The 24,011-nt window shown below is 63.7% G+C and carries 23 protein-coding genes; 9 read left to right on the top strand and 14 right to left on the bottom strand.

The window, feature by feature from the left end; translation table 11 throughout:
- From XaFJ1_RS13160 to XaFJ1_RS13150, 3 genes are all read right to left on the bottom strand, one after another.
- Positions 1–699 carry an NAD-dependent epimerase/dehydratase family protein gene (locus XaFJ1_RS13160; RefSeq protein ID WP_012917170.1) on the bottom strand — a complete coding sequence of 233 codons (699 nt, stop codon included), beginning with the start codon at positions 697–699 and terminating at the stop codon, positions 1–3.
- 175 nt (positions 700–874) lie between these two features.
- Positions 875–1,816: an electron transfer flavoprotein subunit alpha/FixB family protein gene (locus XaFJ1_RS13155; protein ID WP_012917169.1), complete on the bottom strand. Its 942-nt coding sequence runs from the start codon at positions 1,814–1,816 to the stop codon at positions 875–877.
- On the bottom strand, positions 1,816–2,562 hold the full coding sequence (locus XaFJ1_RS13150) for an electron transfer flavoprotein subunit beta/FixA family protein (protein WP_012917168.1): 747 nt from the start codon (positions 2,560–2,562) through the stop codon (positions 1,816–1,818). Before XaFJ1_RS13150 ends, XaFJ1_RS13155 begins: the two co-directional genes overlap by 1 nt.
- Positions 2,563–2,798: 236 nt before the next feature.
- On the opposite strand from XaFJ1_RS13150, the gene rfbB reads away from it, so the two are divergent.
- The 4 genes from rfbB (at position 2,799) to rfbD (ending at position 6,268) form a co-directional block, all read left to right on the top strand.
- On the top strand, positions 2,799–3,854 hold the full coding sequence (gene rfbB, locus XaFJ1_RS13145; RefSeq protein WP_012917167.1) for a dTDP-glucose 4,6-dehydratase: 1,056 nt from the start codon (positions 2,799–2,801) through the stop codon (positions 3,852–3,854).
- Between the two features lie 61 nt (positions 3,855–3,915).
- Positions 3,916–4,803 (top strand): glucose-1-phosphate thymidylyltransferase RfbA, encoded by an 888-nt coding sequence (rfbA, locus tag XaFJ1_RS13140; protein WP_012917166.1) that lies wholly within the window; start codon positions 3,916–3,918, stop codon positions 4,801–4,803.
- Positions 4,800–5,357 carry a dTDP-4-dehydrorhamnose 3,5-epimerase gene (gene rfbC, locus XaFJ1_RS13135; RefSeq protein WP_012917165.1) on the top strand — a complete coding sequence of 186 codons (558 nt, stop codon included), beginning with the start codon at positions 4,800–4,802 and terminating at the stop codon, positions 5,355–5,357. Before rfbA ends, rfbC begins: the two co-directional genes overlap by 4 nt.
- Entirely contained in the window at positions 5,354–6,268 is a 915-nt protein-coding gene (rfbD, locus tag XaFJ1_RS13130) for a dTDP-4-dehydrorhamnose reductase (protein ID WP_012917164.1), read from the top strand. The genes rfbC and rfbD overlap by 4 nt, the downstream gene beginning before the upstream one ends.
- A 74-nt stretch (positions 6,269–6,342) precedes the next feature.
- Here the strand turns inward: rfbD and XaFJ1_RS13125 are convergent, their stop codons facing one another.
- Together XaFJ1_RS13125 and XaFJ1_RS13120 are read right to left on the bottom strand one after the other, a co-directional pair.
- Positions 6,343–7,746 carry a mannose-1-phosphate guanylyltransferase/mannose-6-phosphate isomerase gene (locus XaFJ1_RS13125; RefSeq protein WP_012917163.1) on the bottom strand — a complete coding sequence of 468 codons (1,404 nt, stop codon included), beginning with the start codon at positions 7,744–7,746 and terminating at the stop codon, positions 6,343–6,345.
- A gap of 55 nt (positions 7,747–7,801) precedes the next feature.
- The gene (locus XaFJ1_RS13120) at positions 7,802–9,148 is read right to left on the bottom strand and encodes a phosphohexomutase domain-containing protein (RefSeq protein WP_012917162.1); all 1,347 of its coding nucleotides are present in this window, start codon (positions 9,146–9,148) and stop codon (positions 7,802–7,804) included.
- A 133-nt stretch (positions 9,149–9,281) separates the two neighbouring features.
- Between XaFJ1_RS13120 and XaFJ1_RS13115 the strand changes: the two genes are divergently transcribed.
- Entirely contained in the window at positions 9,282–10,019 is a 738-nt protein-coding gene (locus XaFJ1_RS13115; RefSeq protein WP_045757021.1) for a CoA transferase subunit A, read from the top strand.
- Position 10,020: 1 nt separating this feature from the next.
- Positions 10,021–10,653, top strand: coding sequence for a CoA transferase subunit B (locus tag XaFJ1_RS13110; protein ID WP_012917160.1), 633 nt, complete (start codon positions 10,021–10,023; stop codon positions 10,651–10,653).
- 14 nt (positions 10,654–10,667) lie between these two features.
- Here XaFJ1_RS13110 and XaFJ1_RS13105 read toward each other — a convergent pair whose 3' ends face one another.
- On the bottom strand, positions 10,668–12,740 hold the full coding sequence (locus tag XaFJ1_RS13105) for a glycoside hydrolase family 99-like domain-containing protein (RefSeq protein ID WP_045757020.1): 2,073 nt from the start codon (positions 12,738–12,740) through the stop codon (positions 10,668–10,670).
- Positions 12,737–14,380: an electron transfer flavoprotein-ubiquinone oxidoreductase gene (locus tag XaFJ1_RS13100; RefSeq protein ID WP_012917158.1), complete on the bottom strand. Its 1,644-nt coding sequence runs from the start codon at positions 14,378–14,380 to the stop codon at positions 12,737–12,739. The genes XaFJ1_RS13105 and XaFJ1_RS13100 overlap by 4 nt, the downstream gene beginning before the upstream one ends.
- Positions 14,381–14,494: 114 nt before the next feature.
- Between XaFJ1_RS13100 and XaFJ1_RS13095 the strand changes: the two genes are divergently transcribed.
- Positions 14,495–15,076, top strand: a complete 582-nt coding sequence (locus XaFJ1_RS13095; protein ID WP_012917157.1) for an alpha-ketoglutarate-dependent dioxygenase AlkB family protein — start codon at positions 14,495–14,497, stop codon at positions 15,074–15,076.
- Here XaFJ1_RS13095 and XaFJ1_RS13090 read toward each other — a convergent pair.
- From XaFJ1_RS13090 to XaFJ1_RS13075, 4 genes are all read right to left on the bottom strand, one after another.
- Complete coding sequence (locus XaFJ1_RS13090) at positions 15,063–15,710, bottom strand: ABC-type transport auxiliary lipoprotein family protein (RefSeq protein ID WP_012917156.1); 648 nt, start codon at positions 15,708–15,710, stop codon at positions 15,063–15,065. The two genes, XaFJ1_RS13095 and XaFJ1_RS13090, sit on opposite strands and share 14 nt — an antisense overlap.
- Positions 15,707–16,633 carry an MlaD family protein gene (locus tag XaFJ1_RS13085; RefSeq protein ID WP_012917155.1) on the bottom strand — a complete coding sequence of 309 codons (927 nt, stop codon included), beginning with the start codon at positions 16,631–16,633 and terminating at the stop codon, positions 15,707–15,709. Before XaFJ1_RS13085 ends, XaFJ1_RS13090 begins: the two co-directional genes overlap by 4 nt.
- A 3-nt stretch (positions 16,634–16,636) precedes the next feature.
- Positions 16,637–17,452 (bottom strand): ABC transporter ATP-binding protein, encoded by an 816-nt coding sequence (locus tag XaFJ1_RS13080; RefSeq protein ID WP_045757400.1) that lies wholly within the window; start codon positions 17,450–17,452, stop codon positions 16,637–16,639.
- Positions 17,453–17,534: 82 nt separating this feature from the next.
- Positions 17,535–18,647 carry an ABC transporter permease gene (locus XaFJ1_RS13075; protein WP_045757019.1) on the bottom strand — a complete coding sequence of 371 codons (1,113 nt, stop codon included), beginning with the start codon at positions 18,645–18,647 and terminating at the stop codon, positions 17,535–17,537.
- A gap of 103 nt (positions 18,648–18,750) precedes the next feature.
- Between XaFJ1_RS13075 and XaFJ1_RS13070 the strand changes: the two genes are divergently transcribed.
- Positions 18,751–20,013 (top strand): threonine/serine exporter family protein, encoded by a 1,263-nt coding sequence (locus XaFJ1_RS13070; RefSeq protein WP_012917152.1) that lies wholly within the window; start codon positions 18,751–18,753, stop codon positions 20,011–20,013.
- A 200-nt stretch (positions 20,014–20,213) separates the two neighbouring features.
- On the opposite strand, the gene XaFJ1_RS13065 is transcribed toward XaFJ1_RS13070, so the two are convergent.
- The 3 genes from XaFJ1_RS13065 to XaFJ1_RS13055 form a co-directional block, all read right to left on the bottom strand.
- Complete coding sequence (locus XaFJ1_RS13065) at positions 20,214–20,678, bottom strand: H-NS histone family protein (protein WP_012917151.1); 465 nt, start codon at positions 20,676–20,678, stop codon at positions 20,214–20,216.
- A gap of 285 nt (positions 20,679–20,963) precedes the next feature.
- The gene (locus XaFJ1_RS13060; RefSeq protein ID WP_012917150.1) at positions 20,964–22,658 is read right to left on the bottom strand and encodes a proline--tRNA ligase; all 1,695 of its coding nucleotides are present in this window, start codon (positions 22,656–22,658) and stop codon (positions 20,964–20,966) included.
- 99 nt (positions 22,659–22,757) lie between these two features.
- Complete coding sequence (locus tag XaFJ1_RS13055) at positions 22,758–23,150, bottom strand: DUF4124 domain-containing protein (RefSeq protein WP_045757399.1); 393 nt, start codon at positions 23,148–23,150, stop codon at positions 22,758–22,760.
- 79 nt (positions 23,151–23,229) lie between these two features.
- On the opposite strand from XaFJ1_RS13055, the gene pssA reads away from it, so the two are divergent.
- On the top strand, positions 23,230–24,006 hold the full coding sequence (gene pssA, locus XaFJ1_RS13050) for a CDP-diacylglycerol--serine O-phosphatidyltransferase (protein ID WP_012917148.1): 777 nt from the start codon (positions 23,230–23,232) through the stop codon (positions 24,004–24,006).
- Positions 24,007–24,011 lie beyond the last annotated feature (5 nt).

The following is a 24,011-nucleotide window of genomic DNA, read 5'->3' as shown; positions in this document are numbered from 1 at the left end:
TCACAACGCATCGGAACGGCCATAATATTTGCGGAGAAGGCGATCAGTGTAGCCGCTGCTGATATCCAGACCTAAGCCCGGCGAGAGCGACAGCATCAACGAGGGATCTGGATGGCTGCCGCCCTCCCGGTCGATCAGTTGTCGCTCAGTGCCGATTCCCATCGCGGATTCGAGCATGTCGACTAGACTTGGCATCGTCACCACTTCAGGTGGCGCGATATCGGCCAGGAGGCGTATCGGGCGGGGCTGGCGTAGCAGCTCCAGAGTGATTGCTGCCACATGCTCCACATCCACCAAGCAACGGATTGCCCTGGACCACAGAGGGATCGTTGCGCCCTGGGAAATACGATTGGCGAGAAAGTTGGTCAATGTATTCGGATTTTGGGTGTTGCCCACTACTTGCGGCAAGCGCAGGATGAGGTAGTTGTCCTGCTTCGCAACCCTGTCCTCCATATGCTTCTTGTGCCGCGCGTACATGCCGGAGCCACGATCAGGATCGGCGATGCTGCACGTGCTGAAGTAGACGAACGTGCCATGGGTCGAGTCAAGGTGCTCGGACAGCAGGCGTTCTTCTCGCGCATAGCAGGCATGGTCGGTCTCGTTGGAATTGGATACACCTGAGGCGAAAATGGTCGCATCGAGCATCTCAACCGTCTTCGGGTCAAATGCGGATGCGAGCAGTCCGTTGCCTACGATCATGCGTGCTGGTCCCCCGGCTCTGCTGTTGGCCGCGCGCTCATCTTGATCGCGAGGTCTCAGAGAGTTGTCGGCCCTTCATGAGACAGTAGATTGTAGGGGATTTTTTCATGATTTCCCGGATATTAACTCGCCAGCGCACCGCCGTGGTGGCCCAATCTGGCGAAAGATCGGCGTGTCAACCAAGCGCGGCTTCCAATTCCGGCAACACCGTGAACAAGTCACCGACCAGGCCGATGTCGGCGATCTCGAAGATCGGCGACTCCGGGTCTTTGTTGATCGCGACGATGGTGCCGGCGTCCTTGATCCCGGTCAGATGCTGGATGGCCCCGGAGATGCCGATCGCCACATACAGGTCCGGGGCGATGATCTTGCCGGTCTGGCCCACCTGCAGCTCGTTAGGCACATAGCCGGAGTCAACCGCCGCGCGCGAGGCGCCGACCGCCGCGCCGAGCTTGTCGGCCAGTTGGTAGACGATCTGGAAGTTTTCCGCCGAGCCGACACCACGCCCGCCGGACACCACGCGTTTGGCGCTTTGCAGGTCGGGACGGTCGGAGTTGCCCGCGGCCAGGCCGGTGAAGCGGGTATGGGTCGGCAGCGCCGCGTCGACGCTGATCGCTTCGATCACGGCATTGCCGCCCTGCGCAGCTTCCGGCCAGGAGGCGCTACGGACGGTCGCCACCACGATCTGGTCGGCCGGCGCCTGTACGCTGATGATGGCGTTGCCGGCGTAGATCGGGCGCTTGAACGCGTACTCGCCGTCCACCGCCATCAGGTCGGAGATCTGGTTGACGCCAAGCAGGGCCGCCACCACCGGCATCAGATCCTTGCCGAAGGTGGTGGAGGGGCCGAACACATGGGTGTAGTCGGTCGCCAGCGCGGCGATCTGCGGGCCCAGTACCTGGGCGATGGCGTGTGCGTTGGCCGGGTTGGCGACGGTGAGCACACGGGCGACGCCGGCGATTTGCGCGGCCTGGGCGGCCACCGTGGTCGGATCGGCGGCGAGGACCACGATGTCGATGCCAGTGGGTGAAAGCGCGTGCGCGGCGCTGACGGTTTTGGCGGTCGCGGCGTTGAGCTGCCCGTTCAGATGCTCGGCGATGATGAGAACGTTGGCCATTACAGCACCCCTTTTTGCTTGAGTGCGGCCACCAGTTCGGCGGCGTTCTTGACCATCACGCCGCGGCTGCGCTTGGCCGGCGGGGCGTAATGGGTGATGGCGAGGCTGTCGTTGGCCTGCACGCCCAGGTCGGTGAAGGCTAGGGTTTGCAGCGGCTTGCTCTTGGCCTTCATGATGTCTGGCAGTTTGATGAAGCGTGGTTCGTTCAGGCGCAGATCGGTGGTGATGACGGCGGGCAGATCCACTTCCATGGTTTCCAGGCCGGCATCGACCTCGCGGGTGACCGTGGCCTTGCCATCGGCCACCACCAACTTGCTGGCGAAGGTGGCCTGCGGCCGGCCCCACAGCGTGGCCAGCATCTGCCCGGTCTGGTTGGCATCGTCGTCGATCGCCTGCTTGCCGAGGATCACCAGGTCCGGCTGCTCCTGCTCGACCAGCTTGAGCAGTGTGCGCGCGGCGGTCAGTGGCTGGATCGCCGCGTCGGTCACCACGTGGATGGCGCGGTTGGCGCCCATCGCCAGCCCGTTGCGCAGATGCGCAGCGGCGTCGGCCGGCGCGATGGTGGCGACCACCACCTCGCTGGCGATCCCGGCGTCGCGCAGGCGCAGCGCTTCTTCCAGGGCGATTTCGTCGAACGGATTGGCGGAGAGCTTGACGCCCTCGGTGACCACGCCAGAGCCGTCCGGCTTGACCTGGATGCGGACGTTGTAGTCCACCACGCGCTTGTAGGCGACGAGGATTTTCATCGTGTACGAGATCCTTCAGCAGTGCGGGAAGGCCCGGCCGCGGCGGCTGGCGCGGGGCAGTCGGTGGATTCTAACCGGGCGCGGTAGACCGTGCGATCGCGTATGGTCAATCGCTTCGGGGGCTGTCGACTGATCGCCACGCAGCGAGGTGCGTGGTCTCATCGCGAGGGCGTTATGATTGCAGGTTACGCTCCAGCCATCTAGCTGGTGCCTGTCCACGATACAGGAGAGAGGAATTGGCGACTTGGCTCGTGACCGGCGGTGCTGGTTTCATCGGCGGCAATTTCGTGCTCGAGGCAGTGGCGCGCGGCGTGCGCGTGATCAACCTGGACGCGCTGACCTATGCCGGGAACCTGAACACGCTGGTGTCGCTGGAGGGCAATTCCGACCATGTGTTCGTGCACGGGGATATCGGCGACCGCGCGCTGGTGAGCCGTCTGCTGACCGAACATCAGCCTGATGCGGTACTCAACTTCGCCGCCGAGAGCCACGTGGATCGTTCGATCGATGGTCCGGGGGCATTTATCCAGACCAATGTCGTCGGCACGCTTGGTCTGTTGGAGGCGGTGCGCGATTACTGGAAAGCGTTGCCGGACGGCCGCCGCCAAGGTTTCCGTTTCCTGCATGTGTCCACCGACGAGGTCTATGGCACGCTCGGCGAGACCGGCAAGTTCACCGAAACCACGCCGTATGCGCCGAACTCGCCGTATTCCGCGTCCAAGGCCGCTTCCGATCACCTGGTGCGTGCGTTCCACCATACCTATGGCCTGCCGGTGCTGACCACCAACTGCTCCAACAATTACGGCCCGTATCACTTCCCGGAAAAACTCATTCCGTTGGTGATCGCCAAGGCGCTGGCGGGCGAACCGCTGCCGGTCTATGGCGATGGCAAGCAGGTGCGCGACTGGTTGTTCGTCGGTGACCACTGCGAAGCGATCCGCACCGTGCTGGTCAAGGGCAGGGTCGGCGAAACCTATAACGTCGGCGGCAACGCGGAGAAGCAGAATATCGAAGTGGTGCAGGCGATCTGCGCGCTGCTGGACGCGCGGCGTCCGCGCGAGGACGGCAAACCCCGTGGTAGTCAAATCACCCACGTCGCCGACCGGCCCGGTCATGACCGGCGCTACGCGATCGACGCGTCCAAATTGAAGAACGAACTGGGCTGGGAGCCGACATACAGCTTCGAGCAAGGCATTGCGATCACCGTGGACTGGTACTTGAACCATCAGGACTGGGTGCAGGGTGTGCTCGACGGTAGTTATCGCCTGGAACGGATCGGGACGACAGCATAACGCGCGTCCCTCGCAACCTCCGTACCGCCTGGGCGGTGCGGACATTCAAAGGAAAGACCTCATGACGCAACGCAAGGGCATGATTCTCGCAGGCGGCTCCGGTACGCGGCTGTATCCGATCACCAAGGGCGTGAGCAAGCAGCTGCTGCCTGTTTACGACAAACCGATGATCTATTACCCGCTCAGCGTGCTGATGCTGGCTGGGATTCGCGAGGTGTTGATCATCAACACGCCGCACGAGCAGGCCCTGTTCCAGACACTGCTCGGTGATGGTGCGCAGTGGGGAATGAACATCGCCTACGCGGTGCAGCCGAGTCCGGACGGATTGGCGCAAGCGTATCTGATCGGGCGCGACTTCATTGCCGGAAAGCCGAGTTGTCTGGTGCTGGGTGACAATATCTTTCATGGCCATGGTCTCACCGAGACCTTGCGTCGCGCCGACGCGCGGCAGCATGGCGCCACCGTCTTCGGTTACTGGGTCAACGATCCAGAGCGCTATGGCGTCGCCGCGTTCGATGCATCCGGCAAGGTGATCGATCTGGAGGAGAAACCACTCAATCCGCGTTCCAATTACGCGGTCACTGGCCTGTACTTCTACGATGGCCAAGCCAGTGATCATGCGGCGGAACTGAAGCCGTCGCCGCGTGGCGAACTGGAGATCACCGATCTCAATCGCCGTTACCTTGACGCCGGCGAACTGCATCTGGAAGCCCTGGGGCGTGGCTACGCCTGGCTGGATACAGGTACCCATCAGTCGCTGCACGAAGCGTCCAACTTCATCGAGACCATCCAGGCGCGGCAAGGTCTGCAAGTGTGCTGCCCGGAAGAGATCGCGTTCGGGCAGGGCTGGATCGATGCGGCGCAGCTGGAGAAACTTGCCGCTCCCCTGCGGAAGAACAACTACGGCAAATACCTGCATGCACTGGCTGCACGAGGAACTGTTCCGTGAAAGTGATTGAAACCAGTCTGCCTGGTTGCCTGGCGATCGAGCCGGCGGTGTTTGGCGATGCGCGTGGCTATTTTTTCGAGGCGTGGAATGCTGAACGTTTCGGTCAACATGGACTCCCCACCCACTTCGTACAGAGCAATGTCTCCACCTCCGCCAAGGGGGTGTTACGCGGTTTGCATTACCAGTGGCCGCGACCACAAGGTAAGTTGGTCAGCGTTTTGGAGGGAGAGGTCTATGACGTCGCCGTGGACATACGCCGCGGTTCGCCCTACTTCGGACGGTGGGTTGCGGCCATCTTGAGCGGGGAGAACCGGAAGCAGTTCTGGATCCCGGAAGGTTTTGCCCATGGTTTCGCCGTGCTTTCCGAGCGAGCGGTGTTCAGCTATCTGTGTACCGATGTGTATGTCAAGGAAGCCGATGCGGTGGTGCGCTGGGACGACCCCGCCATCGCGGTGGACTGGCCGATCAACGCGACGGTGTTGTCGCAGAAGGATGCCGTTGCGCCGTGCTTGGCTGATATCTCTGTCGAGCGCTTGCCGGTCTATCGTCCATGACGGTGCTTGTATTCGGCGCCAACGGCCAGGTCGGGCAGGAACTGCTGCGCGCGCTGGCGGCGCAGGGACCCGTGTTGGCGACCACCCGTAGCGGTCGATTGCCCGATGGTCGCGCCTGCGAGCGCACCGATTTCGATCGGCCGCAGGATCTTGGCGGATTACTGGATCGGTTGCAGCCGGCGGCGGTGGTCAACGCGGCGGCCTACACCGCGGTGGATCGCGCTGAGCAGGACACGGACGCGGCGCATCGGGCCAATGCGCAATCGCCTGGGATCATCGCGGACTGGTGCGCGGCGCATGCTGTGCCGCTGGTGCACTATTCCACCGATTACGTGTTCGACGGGCAGGGCACGCGGCCCTATCCCGAGGATGCGCCGACCGCGCCGCTGGGCGTGTATGGTGCGACCAAGCTCGCGGGCGAGGAGGCGATCCGTGCCTCTGGCGCCCATCACCTGATCTTCCGCACTGCCTGGGTGTACGCCGCGCATGGACACAACTTCCTGCGCACCATGCTACGTGTGGGCGCCGAACGCGACGAATTGCGCGTGGTGGCCGACCAGGTCGGCACGCCGACACCGGCCGCGCTGATTGCGCAGGTCACCGCACACGCGTTGGCGCAGCGTGCGACGCTGCCATCGGGCACCTGGCACCTGACCGCAGCGGGCGAGACCACCTGGCACGGTTTCGCCGAGGCGATCTTTGCCGACGCGGTGGCGGCGGGCTTACTGCCGCGCACGCCGCGTGTGCTGCCGATCGCCACCACGGAGTATCCGACACCTGCCAAACGTCCTGCCTATTCGCGCCTAGATGTGTCCAAGCTGCAGTGCGATTTTTCGCTGGAGCTGCCGCAGTGGCGCGACGGTCTGCGCCAAGTGATTGGCGAACTCGTCGCACGGGCTTCCGCCGCCTAGCACGCCGCATGCGCGAGTGGAAAACCAAAGAGCCGGGCGTTGTCCGGCTCTTTGCGTTACAGCGTGCACCGGATTCAGGTGCGCCCGTAGGTGTCTTCGAAACGCACGATGTCGTCTTCGCCCAGATAGCTGCCGGATTGCACTTCGATCAATTCCAGCGGCAACTTGCCCGGGTTCTTCAATCGATGGGTCACGCCCAACGGGATGTAGGTGCTCTGATTTTCGGTGAGCAGCAGTACCTCTTCGCCGCGAGTGACCTCGGCGGTCCCGCTGACCACGATCCAATGCTCTGCGCGGTGGTGATGCATCTGCAGGCTCAGCGTCGCACCGGGCTTGACCGTGATGCGCTTGACCTGGAAGCGCTGGCCGTTGTCGATCGAATCGTAGGCGCCCCATGGCCGATACACCTTGCGGTGCCAAGTTGCCTCCGAGCGCCCGCTGGCCTTGATTCTGGCCACGATGTCCTTGACCTCCTGGATGCGTTCGCGGTGCCCGACCAGCACCGCGTCGTCGGTCTCGACCACCACCACGTCCTGCAGTCCCACCATCGCGATCAGGCGCGAGCCGTAGGCGTAGGTGTTGCGGCAATCGATCTCGATTACGTCGCCGTGGTGCGCGTTGCCGTTGGCGTCGCGCCGCGACACCTCCAGCAGTGCCGACCAGGAGCCGACATCGCTCCATTGGGCGTCCAGGGGCACCACCACCGCGTCGGCGGTCTTCTCCATCACCGCGTAGTCGATAGAGTCGGACGGGCTGGCGGCAAAGGCATCCTTGTCTAGACGGGTGAAGTCGGTGTCGCGCTTGGCTGCTTGCCATGCCATGCCGCAGGCATCGGCGATGGCCGGTTGGAAGCGGCGCAGTTCTTCCAGATAGCGGGAGGCGCGGAACAGGAACATGCCGCTGTTCCAATAGTACTGGCCCGAGGCCAGATAACCCTGTGCGGTGGCCAGGTCGGGTTTTTCGACGAAACGTTCCACCGCACGGGCGCCATTGCCGGCAGCGGCCTTGATGTAGCCGTAGCCGGTTTCCGGTGCAGTCGGCTGGATTCCGAACGTAACTAACTTACCGGCTGCTGCTGCGGCGGTAGCGTTTTTTACGGCCGTCTGGAACGCGGTTTCGTCCAGGATGACGTGGTCGGATGGCAACACCAGCAGGAGTGGATCGTCGCCATCGCGCATTGCCTCCAGTGCCGCCGCCGCAATGGCGGGCGCGGTGTTGCGGCCCTTGGGTTCGAGCAGGATCGCTCCCGGCTTGACCCCGAGTTGTTGCAACTGCTCGGCGACGATGAAGCGATGTTCTTCGTTGGCGACCACGATGGGCGGGCACTCGGCGATCGGTGCGGCGCGCAGCCAGGTCGATTGCAGCATGCTGTTGTCCCCGACCAAGGGTAGGAACTGCTTGGGATAGGTCTCGCGCGACAGCGGCCACAGGCGCGTGCCGGAACCACCGGACAGGATGATGGGGAGAATATCGCTCATGAACAGAGAAATTCCATGTGGGCGTTGAAGGATTCGGGCGAAGAAGAATTCACGATCAGGCGTTCAATAGATCGGAAATTTCTCGCGTGCGTTGTTCCAGCAGGGCCGCATCGCCGCGCGTTTCCACGTTTAGCCGCAGCAGCGGTTCTGTATTGGAGCTGCGTAGGTTGAAACGCCATTGCGCGAATTCGGCGCTGACGCCGTCGGTGTAGTCCAGCGCGGGCGACTGCGCCGCATAGTGCTGCATCACCCGCGCCACGGCCGCTTTCGCGTCGGCGACTTTGAAGTTGATCTCGCCGCTGCATGGGAACTTCTGCATCCGCGCCTCGACCAGGTCGGCCAGTGAACGCCCCGATTGCGACACCAATTCGGCGATCAGCAACCAGGGGATCATGCCCGAGTCGGCGTAGGCGAACTCGCGGAAATAATGGTGTGCGCTCATCTCGCCGCCATACACCGCATTCTCGCTGCGCATTTTCTCTTTGATGAAGGCGTGCCCGCTTTTGCACAGCACTGGGATGCCGCCAGCGTCCTCGACCATTTCGATCGTGTTCCAAGTCAGGCGCGGATCGTGCACGATCTTGCCGCCGGGCTGCTTGGCCAGAATCGCCTGCGCCAGCAAGCCCACCAGGTAGTAGCCCTCGATGAAGCGGCCGTTGGCGTCGAAGAAGAAGCAACGGTCGAAATCGCCATCCCAGGCGATGCCGAAGTCCGCGCCGTGCTGCTTGACCGCGTTGGCGGTGGCGGCGCGGTTTTCCGACAGCAGTGGGTTGGGAATGCCATTGGGGAAATGGCCGTCCGGCTCGTGAAACACGCGGACGAACTCGAATGGCAGGTGTGGTGCCAGCAGATCGACGATGGCGCCGGCGCCGCCGTTGCCGGCGTTGACCACCAGCTTCAACGGTTTGAGCGTGGCGCTGTCGACGTAGCTGAGCAGGTGCGCGATGTAGGCGGACTTGTCCGGGCGTTGGTGTTCGGCGGCAATCGGTGTGCCGGCGGGTGCGGTATCGGCGGCCACGGTGTCGCGGATGGCGAACAGGCCGGTGTCGGAACTGATCGGACGCGCGTGCTCGCGGACCAGCTTCATGCCGTTGTAGTCCATCGGGTTGTGGCTGGCGGTGACCATCACGCCGCCAGCGGCCTGCAGGTGGTCGGTTTGGAAATACACTTCCTCGGTGCCGCACAGGCCGATGTCGATCACCTCGCGGCCGCTGGCGCGCAAGCCCGCTGACAGTGCCGCCTGTAGCGACGGGCTCGCTAGGCGCACATCGTGTCCCACCACCACCGGCCCGCTCTGCAACTGCCCTGCCAACGCCACGCCGATGCGGCGTGCCAGATCTTCGTTCAGTTCGTCGGGCACGCGACCGCGGATGTCGTAGGCCTTGAATGCGGGAAGCGACATGTGAAGAAGGTCCTGGGTAATATAGAAAGGAGATTGTAACGTTTCCGCGCTTAATCGCTCGTTGCGGCTCTCACTCCAACGTGCAGCACACGCTCTAAACTACCCACCTAACAGTGCAATGCGGAGCTGGCGAATGGGCGACATCTCTCCCGGGGCAACCGGGCAGCGCGGCAAGCGGTTCCCCGATGCGGCCACGGCGCTGGCCGATGTGGTGGCGGATGGTCAGACCTTGGCGGTCGGCGGGTTCGGTCTGTGCGGTATCCCCGAGGCATTGATTGCCGCATTGCGTGATAGCGGCGTGTGTGGACTCACGGTGATCTCCAATAATGCGGGTGTCGACGGTTTCGGCCTTGGCCAACTGCTGGCTACCCGGCAGATCCGCAAGATGATCTCGTCCTATGTCGGCGAAAACAAGGAGTTCGAACGCCAATACCTGGCGGGCGAGCTGGAGTTGGAATTCAATCCCCAAGGAACCCTGGCCGAGCGCCTGCGTGCCGGTGGTGCCGGCATCCCCGCGTTCTTCACCGCCACCGGCTTCGGCACCGTGGTTGCCGAAGGCAAGGAGACGCGCGAATTCGACGGCAAGCACTACGTGCTGGAAACCGCGCTGCGTGCCGACGTGGCCTTGGTCAAGGCGTGGAAGGCCGATGCCGCCGGTAACCTGGTGTTCCGCAAGACCGCGCGCAACTTCAATCCGGCCTGTGCGATGGCGGGCAAGGTCTGCATCGTCGAGGTCGAGCAGGTGGTGGAGACCGGCAGTATCGATCCCGATCAGGTGCATCTGCCGGGCATCTATGTGGATCGCATCGTGCACAACCCGTATCCGGAAAAACGCATCGAACAGCGCACCCTGCGCCAGAAGGAGGCATGACATGGCCTGGACCCGCGACGACATGGCGCAGCGTGCCGCCCGCGAACTCACCGACGGTGCCTACGTGAACCTGGGGATCGGCCTGCCGACGCTGGTTGCCAACCACATCCCCGAGGACATGGACGTGTGGTTGCAATCGGAGAACGGTTTACTCGGCATCGGCCCGTTCCCGAGCGAGGACGAAGTGGATGCGGACCTGATCAATGCGGGCAAGCAAACGGTCACGGCACGCGCCGGCGCCAGTTATTTCGGCAGCCACGACTCCTTCGCGATGATTCGTGGCGGCCATATCGACCTGGCGATCCTCGGTGCGATGCAGGTCAGCGCGCATGGCGATCTAGCCAACTGGATGGTGCCGGGTAAGATGGTCAAGGGCATGGGCGGGGCGATGGACTTGGTGGCCGGGGTCAAGCGCGTGGTGGTGTTGATGGAACACGTGGCCAAGGATGGCAGCCACAAGATCTTGCCTGCCTGCGACCTGCCGCTGACAGGCGTCGGCGTGGTCGACCGCATCATCACCGACCTGGCGGTGTTCGATGTGACGGCGGATGGATTGGTGTTGGTGGAGATCGCCGAGGGTGTGGACGAATCCGAGTTGGTTGCCAAGACTGGGGTGCCGTTCCGGCGAGATTAGGCAGCGTCTTCAGCTCAGTTCCCGCGTTGCGCGTAGGCGTAGTGTGTGTGGGGGGGGCTCGGCGCGCCGATCAATTCTGCGGCGGTCGCCACGCGATAGCCGCGGTGTTGTGCCAGAAGTGCAGTCACGCGCTCGGCCGCATGCGCCAGGGTGCCGTCGATTTGCCCTTGCTCCGGTTCGAACTCTGATGGGCACAGGTGACTATCCAGCAGTGGCCGCAGCGCGTGCAGGCGCACCCAGAACATACTGCCTGAAATGAAGTGTGCCTCGTCCAGGCACACATCGGTGTAGCCGGTTCGACGTAATAAATAATCTGCCGCCATGCGATTGCCGCCCCAGAAATCGGCGAGTGGTAGTAGGTGGCCTTCGGGCGCGACCAGGCCGAGCATCGGATCCTGGGCGAAGGCTTCCAGGATACGCGCCGCGCGGTCGGCACCGGCCAAGCGCTGTAGCAGTTCGCTGCGCCAGGCATCGCCGTTGTGCAAATGCGTGCTGCGTTTGGTATGTAGTTTCAGCACGACGTCCACACCGTCTTGCAACAGCCGCTCGCCCGCGTGCAGGAACGGCAGGATGTCGCGTCCACGGTTCTCCAGCACCATCACCTCGTAGGGGAAGCTGCAATCGCGTAACTGTGCCTGCACGGCACTGGCTTGATCGGGCGAGGTGGTCACCAGTAGGCGCCACGGTAGTGCACTCGCTGCGAGCGGGTTCAGCAGTTCGGGCAGCACGTTGGGATACCAGGCATGCACGATGGCGTGGTGCGGTGCCGTTGCTTCCCGTACCCGCGCCGGTGACAGTGCGCGGCGGGTGGCATCGAGGTAGGCGTGGCCCAGGCGCGTGTCTGGTTCCAGCACGGCACCTTCGGCCCATTCGTTCCAGGCATTGACGAACACCAGACGCTGTTCGGCGCGGCGTCCTTGCAGTCGGGTATGGATGGTGGCGCGCAGCCAGTCTTCGTAGCCGCGCGGGGAAGCATGCAGATACACCCGGCCGTTGCCCGGGCGGCGGGCTTCATTATCCCAACCCGGGTTGACCCCTGGATACAGCGGATAGTCGGGCATTGGCCGCGTGGCGATCTCTGTGGCCAGTTCGCGCCAATCCAGCACGTTGCCGGCGTAGTCGGGATTGAGCAACTGTTGGGCGGCGGCCAGCGAGCGGGGATTGCTCATATTCGGTGGAAACTCGACTGCCGCGTCGAACCCGATGGTGCGTGGGTCTGGCCGTTCGAAGCCTTGTACGTAGGCGAGATGGAGCTCGCCGATGCCGTGCTCGCGGCACCAGTCGCGCCAGCGTGCCGTTGTCGCCTTCGGTTCCGGCAGCATGTGCGGGCGGTAGACCAGCAGCATCGGGCGTCCATCCACGCGCAGGCAGCGCGGGTCGCGCAGGTACTCGGCGACATGGGCGATGAAGTTCAGATCGTCTTGTGGGCTGTGCGCCTGCGCCATCAACACGTCTTCGCCGCGGCCATCCCAGCGCCGCGACCATTGTTCGTTGGCCCAGCACAGGCAGAACGGCAGATCCAGCGTCGTGTCGCGCAACCAGTGGCGCAGTGGTGTCTCCAGGAGTGTCTTGCCGCCGAACCAGTAGAAATAGAAACAGAACGCGCCGATGCCGTACTGTTTTGCCAGTTCCACCTGTTGCCGCATGCTGTGCGGATTGCGCAGGTCGTAGAAGCCAAGGTCCGCAGGTAGGCGTGGTTGTGCATGCCCTTCGAATTGCGGCAGTGCGCGGGTGACATTGCGCCACTCAGTGAAGCCGGTTCCCCACCAGGCGTCGTTCTCCGGAATCGGATGGAATTGCGGCAAGTAGAACGCCACCAGCGTGGCCGGTAGCGGTGCGGGCAACGGCGCGTCGCGGTGCGGCACATGGCCGATCGCGCGCTCGTCGGCGCGTACCCGCGGCCTGCGTTCGCTTTGCTCTGGCGTCAGCCGGCCGCGTGGCGGTGGTGGCACCATGTCCGCATAGCGGGCCAGGAAGCGTGTGCGTAAATGGTCACGCTGACCCTGCGTCAGCGGCAAGGCGCGAAAGCCGGCGCGTAACGAGAAATACAGTGCGCTTTTCAGGCGCGAGAGCAAGGCTGTGCTCACAAATTCTGGTAATTCGGGCCAGATCCGCCTTCCGGCGTGACCCAGTCGATGATCGCGTAGGGGTCCTTGATGTCGCAGGTTTTGCAGTGCACGCAGTTGGCGGCATTGATCTGCAAACGCTTGCCGGCCGCGTCGTCGACGATCTCGTACACCGATGCTGGACAGAAGCGCGTGCAGGGGTTGCCGTATTCCTCGGTGCAGCGGGTGACGCAAATCTGTGGGTCACGCACGCGCAGGTGCACGGGCTGATCCTCCTCGTGCTCGGTGGCGGCGAAGTACACGCCCTGCAGGCGATCGCGTGGGGCCAGTTCGCGTTGCACGTAATCGCGCTTGGGCTGGGTGTGTTCATCCAGTCTGTTCATTGTCTTCCAGTCGGCAACCACCTTGAGCGTCCATGGCGATGCGCCCTTGACCAGCGTTTCCCAGGCCGCGTTGAACAAGCCGAACCACAGGCCTTTCTTGAAACCCGGCTTGATGTTGCGCACCTGGCGCAGTTCGGCCATCACCTGCGAGCTGCGCAATCTGGCGTCGAAGCCGGCCGGATCCAACGTCGCACTGCTGGCCAGGTGTTCGGCGGCAAGCATGCCGCTGCGGATTGCCTGGTGGGTGCCCTTGATCTTGGGCACGTTGAGTAGCCCGGCGGTATCGCCGATCAGCAGCGCGCCGGGCATTTCCACCTTCGGCAGCGATTGCCAGCCGCCGCTGGCGATGGCGCGCGCGCCAGCCGACACAATGGTGCCGCCTTCCAGCAACGGCCTTATCATGGGGTGGTTCTTCCACTGCTGGAAGGCTTCCCACGGCTGGTATGCGGGATCGCGGTAATCCAGGCCGCTGACGTAACCCAGCGCCACCTGATCGTGTTCCAGGTGATACAGGAAGCTGCCGCCGTAGGTCGTGTTGTCAGCCGGCCAGCCCAGGGTGTGCACGATCTTGCCTGGGGTGACGCGGCCTGCCGGGAGTTGCCAAAGCTCCTTGATGCCGATCGAAAACGCTTGTGGGTCGTGACCGGCGTCGAGTGCGAAGCGCTGGATCAGGCGCTTGGTCAGATGCCCGCGCGCACCTTCGGCCAGCACCGTGACCTTGGCGTGGATGTCGATACCGGGGGTGTAGCCGGGTTTGTGCGTGCCGTCCTTGGCCACGCCCATGTCGCCGATACGCACGCCGATGACGCTGCCGTCATCGGCGTGCAGTGTGTCGGCGGCAGCGAAGCCAGGATAGATCTCCACTCCCAGCGCTTCGGCCTGCGGCGCCAGCCACGCGCATAGCGCGCCGAGGCTGACGATGAAGTTGCCGTGGTTGTGCATGCCCGGCGGCACGATCGGGAATTTGTGTGCGCGGTCTTTGCTCAGGTACCACAACTCGTCTTCGCCGGCCTGCACGCAGATCGGCGGCGGCGCATTGCGCCAGCCCGGTAACAGCGCGTCCAGCGGCGCCGGTTCGATCACCGCGCCTGACAGGATCTGCGCGCCCACGGTGCTGGCCTTCTCGATCACGCAAACCGAAATGTCGGGATTGAGTTGTTTGAGCCGAATGGCGAATGCCAGCCCGGCCGGGCCTGCGCCGACGGTGACCACGTCGTACTCCATGACGTCGCGTTCCACCGGCTCCGACGCACTGGTGTCGCCCTGCGTTCCCGTCATCGTGTGTTGCTCCCGCTCGCGTGTTCTGGCGACCCGCATTTTCAGTCTTTGTGCGTGAAGGGGCAAATGGCCAACGCCTGCGGCTGCCGGGGCGCGACGTGTTAGCGTGGTGCGATGGAACTGCACTTGCCAGGCGCCGATATCCGTTGGTTGCCCGATTGGCTGGCGCCGGCGCAAGCTGCGCTGCTATTCGCGCAGCTCCGGGCGGAGGTGAGTTGGGAGGTGCATCGCATCCGCCTGTTCGGGCGGATGGTGGATTCGCCACGGTTGAGTTGCTGGATCGGCGATCCGGAAGCGAGCTACCGCTATTCGGGCACCCGCTTCGCGCCGCACCCATGGCCCTCGGTGTTGTTGCCATTGCGCGAACGGCTGACCGCAGAAACCGGGGTGGACTTCAACAGTGTGCTCGCCAACCGCTATCGCAATGGCCGCGACGCGATGGGGTGGCACAGCGACGACGAAAAGGAACTCGGTCCGAATCCGTTGATCGCTTCGTTGAGTCTGGGGGCGTCGCGCCGTTTTGTGTTGCGCCATCGCGGCGAGCCGACGTTGCGTCGGGCGCTGGAGTTGAGTTCGGGCGGATTGCTGCTCATGGGCGGGGACACTCAGCGCCTGTACCGGCATGCCTTGCCGCGTACTGCCAGGCCGGTCGGCGAGCGGATCAACCTGACGTTCCGCACGATCACCGCCGTGTAGGCGGCGCCACAGTGCTCGCTGCATCGGCCTGACCCTGTTGCAAGGTCCAGCCAACCACCGCGCGGCTCAACTGCGACAGCGCCTGGCCGAAGGCGTCGACCACCTGTGCTTCGGTGGTGCCCCCAGCGGTTTGCGTCACCAGGAACGTGTGCGATGAGACCACGCGCTGGTCGACAGTGTGCAGCAGCTTGGCATTGAGTTCGATCGTGGCCGCGGGAACATCGTGCCCGGCGTAATCCGATTCGAAACGGCGCAGGTCCAGCAAAAGTTTGTAGTCGGCGCCGATACCCGTGCCGAGCCGGGCCACACCGGGGATGCGGCCGGAATCCTCGAACGCGCGCAGCAAGGTGTCTTCGAACATGTCGGTGGCGGGCTGCGCCCAACTCACCCCGCTGTAGACCTGTAATTCGTCGGGCGTGGGGCGCACCGCGATACGTGGGCTGTCGATCATGCGCGTGGCGCTGGGTTTTGTCAGTGCCAGTTGCCAGGTCACCTGCGGCCATGCCGGATCCGGAGTCACCCGCGCATCGGGTGCATAGATCGTGGCCGATTCCTTGTTGCCGCCAGCCAGTGAACAACCGGCGAGCAGCAGGGCCTGAGCGGTGAGCAACAAAAAGGTGCGCATCGGCTTCATTTGGGCTTGAACTCCTTGGGGGTATCGCGACCAAGCAGGTAGCGCGCCGGGTTTTTCTCCAGGCGGTCGCTGACTTGGCGCAGGTCGCGGATCAGGCTACGCAACTCGGTCAGGGTCGGACCGAGTTGGCCCAGGCCGTCGTTGGCGAAGCTGTTGATGGCCGAGCGGTTCTCGCCCAGGATTTTGTCGGCATTGCCGGCGGCCGAATCCAGCTTGCTCAGCGTGTCTTCCAGCTTGTTCAATAGCGGCGGCAATTGCTTGACCAGATTTTGGTCCAGGTGCTGGATGGTGCCGTTGGCGGTATTGAGTGTGGCATCGAGGTGACGTGTGGCATCGCGTGCGCTGAGGATCAGCGATTGCACGCCGTTGTCGCGGTCGGCCAGTGCGCCACTGATTTTCTCCAGGTTGTGCAGCGTCGCGGTGATGCTGGCCACGTTACTTTTGCTGAGCAATTCGTCCAGGCGTTCGACGATTTGGTTGGCGGTATCGGTGATGTTCTGCAGCGCCGAGGGCGTGGTCTGGATGATCGGCGCGTCGCTGTTGTCGATCGCGGTCAACTTCGGCGCCTCGGGAGCACCCCCGGAAAGTTGGATGATCGTTGGGCCGGTCAGGCTGGTGATGCCCAGATTGGCGCGGGTGTCGCTCTTGATCGGCGTGGTCGAGTTCACTCGGATGCGTGCCACGACCTGGCGTGGGTCGTTCGGTGCCAGGGTCAATTCGGTGATCGAGCCGACCGCGATGCCGTTGTATTGCACCGGGCTGCCCACCGATAGACCGGTCACCGCTTCGCGAAATACCACCCGGTATTCCTGCCAAGTGCGGTCGGAGGAGTATTTGGCGGCCCACAGCCCGAACAGCAGCAGCGCGATCCCCGTCACGATGGTGAAGGCGCCGATCAGGACGTAATTGGCTTTGGTTTCCATGACTCAGGTGTTCTCGATCCAGGTGGTTTTGGCATCGCGCGCGGCGCGGGCACGGGGCCCGTGGAAATAGTCCTGGATCCACGGGTGGTCCACTTGCTCGATCTCGGCCAGTGGCGCGTTGGCGATGACTTTGCCACCGGCCAACACCGCGACGCGGTCGCAGATCGCGTACAAGGTGTCCAGATCGTGAGTGATCAGGAAGACGGTCAGACCCAGCGCTTCTTGCAGGGTGCGGATCAGGCGGTCGAACGCCGCCGCGCCGATCGGGTCCAGGCCGGCGGTGGGTTCGTCGAGGAATAACAGGGGCGGGTCGAGTGCCAGCGCGCGTGCCAGTCCGGCGCGTTTGCGCATGCCGCCGGACAATTGCGAGGGGAGCTTGTTTAGCGCATCGGCGGGCAGGCCGGCCAATTTCACCTTGAGCAGCGCCAGTTCGTAGTGCCAGCTGTCGGGCAGTTCGGCAAAATGTTCCTTGAGCGGCACTTGTACGTTCTCGCCCACGCTCAGCGAGGAGAACAACGCGCCATCCTGGAACAGCACGCCGGTGTTGCGCTCCACGTGCAACCGGTCTTCGCGGCGACCGGAGTCGGTGTCCACGCCAAGGACGCGGATCGTGCCAGCGTCGGCTTGGCGCAGACCGAGGATGGTGCGCATCAATACCGATTTGCCGGTGCCCGAGCCGCCGACGACGCCGAGGATCTCGCCGCGGCGCACGTCCAGATCCAGTGCTTCGTGCACGGTCTGGTTGCCGAAACGGTTGACTAGCCCGCGCACCGAGATCGCGAATGTCTCGGCTGCCTCGGGGGAGCGGAGATCGGTCAAGGTCCGCACTCCCGGTCAGGCGCCCGAGTGGGCGCGTGCGGCATACAGTTGCGGTTTTCGCTGTCCAATGCGGTCTTCATCATCACCATCCCATCTTCATGAACCACAGCGCGGCGATCGCGTCGATGATGATCACCAGTGAGATGGTCTGTACCACGCTTGAGGTGGTGCGTTCGCCGACCGATTGTGCGGTCCCTTCCACGCGTAGCCCTTCCAGGCAGCCGATCAGGCCAATCGCGATTGCGAAGATCGGCGCTTTGGCCAGACCGACCAGCATGTGCCGAATCTGGATGGTGTCGTGCATGCGCGCCAGGTACATCTGCGGCGGAATGCCCAGGTCGAACGCACCCACGGTGACGCCGCCGGCCAGGCCGGCAATCATTGCCACGAAGGTCAGCAGCGGCAACATCAGCAGTAGTGCCAGCAGCCGTGGGATCACCAGCAGGTCCATCGGGTCCAGCCCCAGGGTCTGGATCGCGTCGATCTCCTCGCGCGCTTTCATCGCGCCGATCTGTGCGGTGAAGGCACTGGCAGTGCGTCCGGCCAGCACGATGGCGGTCAACAGCACCGCGAATTCGCGTAGGAATGCGATGCTGACCAGTTCCACCACGTAGATCTCGGCGCCGAAGTCGCGCAGGACAGTAGAGCCCAGAAACGCAATCACCGCGCCGACCAGATAGGACAGCAAGGCCACCAGCGGCACCGCGTCCAGGCCGACCTGTTCCATGTGGTGGACGGTGGAGGTGAGCCGGAAACGTCGCGGTGCATGCATCAGGCGCATTAACTTGACCAGGGTTTCGCCGAGGAAGCCGACCAGTGCGACGATTTCCTTGCCGTTGCGATGCACGGTATAGCCAAGGCGTTCCAGTGCCGCGGCAAAGCCGTAATCGCGCTTGCGCTTGGGGCGGTCGTCGGCGACGTCCTCAATGGTCGAAACCAGGGCGCGGTGATCCTGGCGGAAATCCAACGATTCCTGGGCGATGCCGTTGCGGGTTGCGTAACGGATCAGCTGCAACACACCGGCCGAGTCCAATTGAGCGATGCCGCTGGCGTCGATGCCGGTGGTGCCCGCTGGCATGCTGCGCAGTACCTCGGACGCGACCAAGGCGGTGGAAAGAGTCCAACTGCCGGTCAGCCGCACCCGCGAGGGGTCTCGGTCGTCTTGGCGGAATTGGGGGGGCTGTGATTCGATCATGTGGACGTCAGTTTCGCGAGCATACCTGTTTCCCCTTCGGCGCAACGTGGTCGGTCGTACGCGACAGGTGGCTGGGGGCGGTGTTCGCGTCATACTAGCCGCCATGCCCGCCCCTCCCCCGCTCATCAGCCCGTCCGCCAACGCGACCTACGCGCAGCGCATCGCCTTCGTCTCCGAGATCGCCGGGCGCCTGCACACCTACGGCACCACGGCGCAGCGGCTGGAGGCGGCAGTGGTGGCGCTGTCGCAGCAATTGGACCTGGACTGTGAGCCCTGGTCCAACCCCACCGGCCTGATCCTCAGTTTCAGCGACCCCACCAAGGCGATCGGCTCCAGCGATATCACCCGTGTGGTACGTCTGGCGCCGGGCGACAACGACCTGCACAAGCTCAGCGTTGCCGACCGCATCGCCGACGACGTGGCCTGCGGGCGGATGAGCGTGGCGCAGGGCCATACCGCGCTGCGCCAGTTGGACCAGCCGCCGGGGCGGCGCTGGATGGCGATGCAGGTGCTCGGCTTCGGCTTAGCCGCCGGCAGTGTGGCCGGGTTATGGCGGCTGCCATGGCTGGACATTGCCACCGCTGCGGTGACTGGTCTGTTGATCGGTCTGCTCAGCCATTTCACCGACAAGCGGGTTGCGACCCGGGAGGCTCATGACGCGCTGGCGGCACTGCTGGCCGGTTCCGTTGCAACTCTCGTGTCGGCCTTTATCGCGCCGCTCAATCTCAATACGGTGATTATCGCCGCGCTGGTGGTATTACTGCCTGGGATGGCGCTGACCAACGCCGTCAACGAATTGACCAGCCAGCATTGGGGCTCGGGCACGGCGCGTTTTGCCGGTGCGGTCACTACGGTGGTCAAGCTGGCCGTGGGCGCGGTGAGCGCGGTGACGCTGGCGCAGTTGCTCGGCCTGCATCCGATGGTGCGGGCCTTGCGGCCCCAGCCTGACTGGGTGGAGTGCGCTTCGCTGCTGGTCGCGGCGTATGCGTTCGCGTTGTTGTTCAAGGCTAGCGCTCGCGATTATCCGTATGCGATGGCGGCGTCGGTGACCAGTTATGCCATCGCGCGCTTTGCTGGGGATGCCTGGGGTAGTCCGGTTGGCATCTTCATGTCGGCGATGCTGCTGACTGCCGCCGGCAATTTGTTTGGACATCTACTGCACCGACCGGGTGCGTTGATCCGATTGCCGGGCATCATCATGCTGGTCCCGGGGAGTGCCAGCTTGCGTGGGTTGCTCGCTCTGGTCCAGCATCAGGACGTACTCGGTGGGAGGTCGGCATTGTTGACCGTGACCAATATCGTGATGGCGCTGGTCGGTGGCCTGTTGTTCGGCAATCTGCTCGTGCCGGCGCGCAAGAATTTATAGCGCGTGTTACGTGCTCGGCAGTGAGTGCGTCGCCGCCTGGAGCGCGTCGAGACAAAGCGCTCAATACCAGCTTCGCACCGCTTACGACCAACGGACCTGATTTCGAAGTACATCGCGCGATCCAGCCTGCCGCCGCATCGGTGAGGCAATAAAAAACGCCGGCATACGCCGGCGTTTCCGATTGGTCGGTCATTCCCGACTCAAGCTTTTTTAGCAGCGGCCCTGCCTGCTTTCTTGACGATACGCTTGCCAGTCTTCTTGGTGCCTTTCTTGGCCGCAGCGGACTTGGCAGCGGCGCCGGCGATCAGGAAATCTTCGACCTTTTTCCCTTTGGCTACGAGATCGGCCAGCCAGCGCGGCTGCTTGCCGCGGCCGGTCCAGGTTTCGCTGGCATTGGCCGGGTTGCGATATTTCGGCGGCACCTTGCCCAGCTTGCGGCCCGGCTTCGGCCCCGGCTTGCTGACCTTCAGACCGCGCGTTCCGGTCGTGGCGGCGCCAGCGAAAATCTCATCGAGGTTGTAACCGTGGCTCTTCGCCAGCCGCGCCAACTGGGCGCGGACCTTGATGATAGGCGTGCGCTTGGCGACGATGGATTGTTGTTTCTTGGCGGTCTTGATGAGCGCGCCCAACTGCTTGGCCGACAGGCCGCTTAGATCGATGGTCATTTTTTCTCCGGAAATATATGGGGATAGCCTATTCGCCATTCCCTGGCTAGGCTCGAATCATAATCATGCTTTATCCAATTGACAAATACCCCGGTTATTCGTGTGAGCAGTCATTGCCCGATCGGGGCGATGTGATCGGCTTATCCTGTGATACCCATCGTATTCAATCGCCTTATCCACTAGTCCGGATCCGGCCGCGATGCAGTGGTTTGATCGTGGTTTGATCGTCGTGGCGTGAAGGACGGGCAAGGGAAAAGGCCGGGATATATTCCCGGCCCATCTTGTTCATGCCCGCAGCTTTGCCAGCAAGGCGGTATGATTCAGGCTTTCCGGGTCCCCGCCGCTGCGTGCGCGATATTCGAAGGTGCCAGCGGCCAGCCCGCGTTCTGAGACCACGACCCGGTGTGGAATGCCGATCAGTTCTATATCGGCGAACATGGTTCCGGCGCGCAGGCCGCGGTCGTCGAGTATTGCGTCCAGTCCGGCTTGCTGAAGGTCGGCCAACAAGGCGTCGCCGGCGGCGTCGATGGCGGGATCGTGCTTGGGGTTGATCACGCAGATCGCCACTGCCCACGGCGCCATTGGCTGCGGCCAGCGGATTCCCGCCGCGTCGTGGTTCTGCTCGATCGCCGCAGCGACGATGCGGGAAATGCCGATGCCGTAGCAGCCCATCGCCATCGCCACGGTTTTGCCGTTCTCGTCCAGCACGGTGGCGTCCAGTGCCTGCGCATACTGCCGGCCGAGTTGGAATACGTGGCCCACCTCGATGCCGCGGGCCAGGCGGATTTCGCCACCATCCTGGGCGCGTTCGCCTTCCACCACGTTGCGCAGATCGGCGACGGTGTCCGGTTCCGGCAGATCGCGGCCCCAGTTCACCCCGGTCAGATGGAAGCCGATTGCGTTGGCGCCGACGACGAAATCGGCCATCGCCGCCACGTCGCGGTCAGCGATTACACGGATCGGCTGCTGTGGATCCACGGGGCCGAGGAAGCCCGGCTCGCTGCCCAGGTGCGCGCGAATCTCGGCCTCGTTGGCCATGCGGTAGCCGGCCAGGCCGGGGACTTTACCCAGTTTGATCTCGTTCACTGCATGGTCGCCGCGCACCAGCGCCAGCACGAACACATCGCCGGCCATCACCGCCACCGATTTGACCGTGCGCTGCAATGGAATGCCGAGCAACTGCGCGACCTCCTCGCAAGTTTTTTGCGTGGGCGTGGCGACTTTGCGCAGTGTCTCGCTGGCCGCCGCGCGTGGCGGCGGCGTGGCGGCGATGGCGGCCTCCACATTGGCCGCGTAGTCCGAGCCGGTGGAGAACGCCAACGAATCCTCGCCGGAATCGGCCAGGACGTGGAATTCCTGCGAGGCATCGCCGCCGATGTCGCCGGAGTCGGCTTGCACTGCGCGGAACTGCAAGCCCAGGCGGGTAAAAATGCGGTGGTAGGCCGCTTTCATGTTTTCGTATTCGCGTGCCAGATCTGTGTCGCTCAGATGGAACGAATAGGCGTCCTTCATCAGAAATTCGCGCGCGCGCATGACCCCGAAGCGCGGCCGGATCTCGTCGCGGAATTTGCTCTGTATCTGGTAGAAATTGACCGGTAGCTGTTTGTAGCTGTTCAGTTCATGGCGCGCGAAATCGGCGGCGGCTTCCTCGGCGGTGGGGCTATAGCAATAATCTTGTTCCTTGCGGTCGCGTATCCGTAGCATCAAGTCGCCGAATTTTTTCCAGCGTCCGGTCGCGTCCCACAGTTCGCGTGGCTGGATGGTCGGGAACACCACCTCCAGGGCGCCGGCGCGGTTCATTTCCTCGCGCACCACCGTCTCCACCTTGCGCAGCACGCGCAGGCCCAGCGGCGACCACGTGTACAGGCCAGAGGCGAGCTTGCGGATCATGCCGGCGCGTAGCATCAGTCGATGGCTGACCAATTCGGCGTCGGCGGGGGTTTCCTTGGTGGTATGCAGGTGAAACTGGGAAAGGCGCATCGAGGGGGCTTCGCTAGCGGCGGGCGCCCATTTTGCCAGTCATTGCGCGCGCTGCGGGTGGGGCGAGCGGCCCACGCTACGCTGCCGTGGTGCGCGGCTTCACTTGCCCGCGGGGGCCGGCGTGCAGTAGGCCTTGATCGCAGCTTCGGCCAGGGCCTTCTGCGTGGCCCGCTGGGATTCGTCCAGTTCCCCGTCCGGCTTGCCATCGCCCTTGCTATCGGTGGTGATCTTGCCTGGTTTGTTGAGGATGTCCAGGTTCTTGCGCGCGATTAGGCAGTTGGAGTTCTCGGCTGGGCCAGCGGCCTGGGGATCGGCTGAGGTATCGCCGTGGGCGTCGATCCGTCGCTCTTGGTACTTGACGCCTGGAGGTGGCGTCTCCGCATAGTGGGTGACACCCTGCGCGTCCTTCCATTGATACAACGTGGTGGCGCCGAGCATGCCACTGGCGGCGAACAGGGGCAGGCAGCAAAAAAACCGGGGCAGGGCGCGCATCGTGGTCTCCAGGGCGCGGCGGCGAAGTGCCGATTGCAGCATTCGCCGACTCGCCTGGCAAGTCGATTAAACTGCGCGAATGGATCACACCCGACCGCCTCCTCGTTCGCGCGCCATTTATTTGTTGCCGAACCTGTTCACCACCGCCGGCCTGTTTTCCGGTTTTTACGCCATTATTGCTGCGGCCAATGGCGACTTCGTGCCTGCCAGCGTGGCGGTATTCGTGGCCGCGGTGATGGACGGGCTGGACGGACGGGTGGCGCGGTTGACCGGCACCAGCAGCGAGTTCGGCGTGCAGTACGATTCGCTGGCGGACCTGGTCAGCTTCGGTATGGCCCCGGCGCTGGTGATGTACCACTGGTCGCTGTCGGCGCTGAAGTTCGATGGCGGCATGATGGGGCGACTCGGCTGGTCGGCGGCGTTCTTGTATGCCGCTTGTGCGGCATTGCGACTGGCGCGTTTCAATACCCAGACCGGTACCGTCGATAAGCGCTGGTTCGTGGGCTTGGCCAGTCCGGCTGCGGCAGGGTTGATGATGGCGTTCGTGTGGTCCTTCGCTGACGGTGCGTTGGGCTGGGATGGCGGTCAGCTGCGCTACGTGGCGTTGGGGTTGACCGTGATTGTGGCGTTGCTGATGGTCAGTCGCATCCGCTTCTGGAGTTTCAAGGGCGGTGGCGAGAAGGGCCGGCGTACTGATCGGGTACCGTTTCTGATGCTGGTATTGGCATCGGTGCTGATTGCGGTGTTGGTGATCGACTTGGCGCGCGCGTTGCTGGCGATCGCTGTGCTGTATGCGCTGTCCGGACCTTGTCTGTGGTTGGGGCGGCGCTGGCGCAAGGTGCCGGACGCCGTATGAGCGCC

It is taken from the genome of Xanthomonas albilineans, assembly GCF_009931595.1.
Taxonomy (GTDB): domain Bacteria; phylum Pseudomonadota; class Gammaproteobacteria; order Xanthomonadales; family Xanthomonadaceae; genus Xanthomonas_A; species Xanthomonas_A albilineans.
The sequence above is the reverse complement of the archived record's forward strand: the minus strand, read 5'-3'. Positions and strand labels throughout refer to the sequence as shown.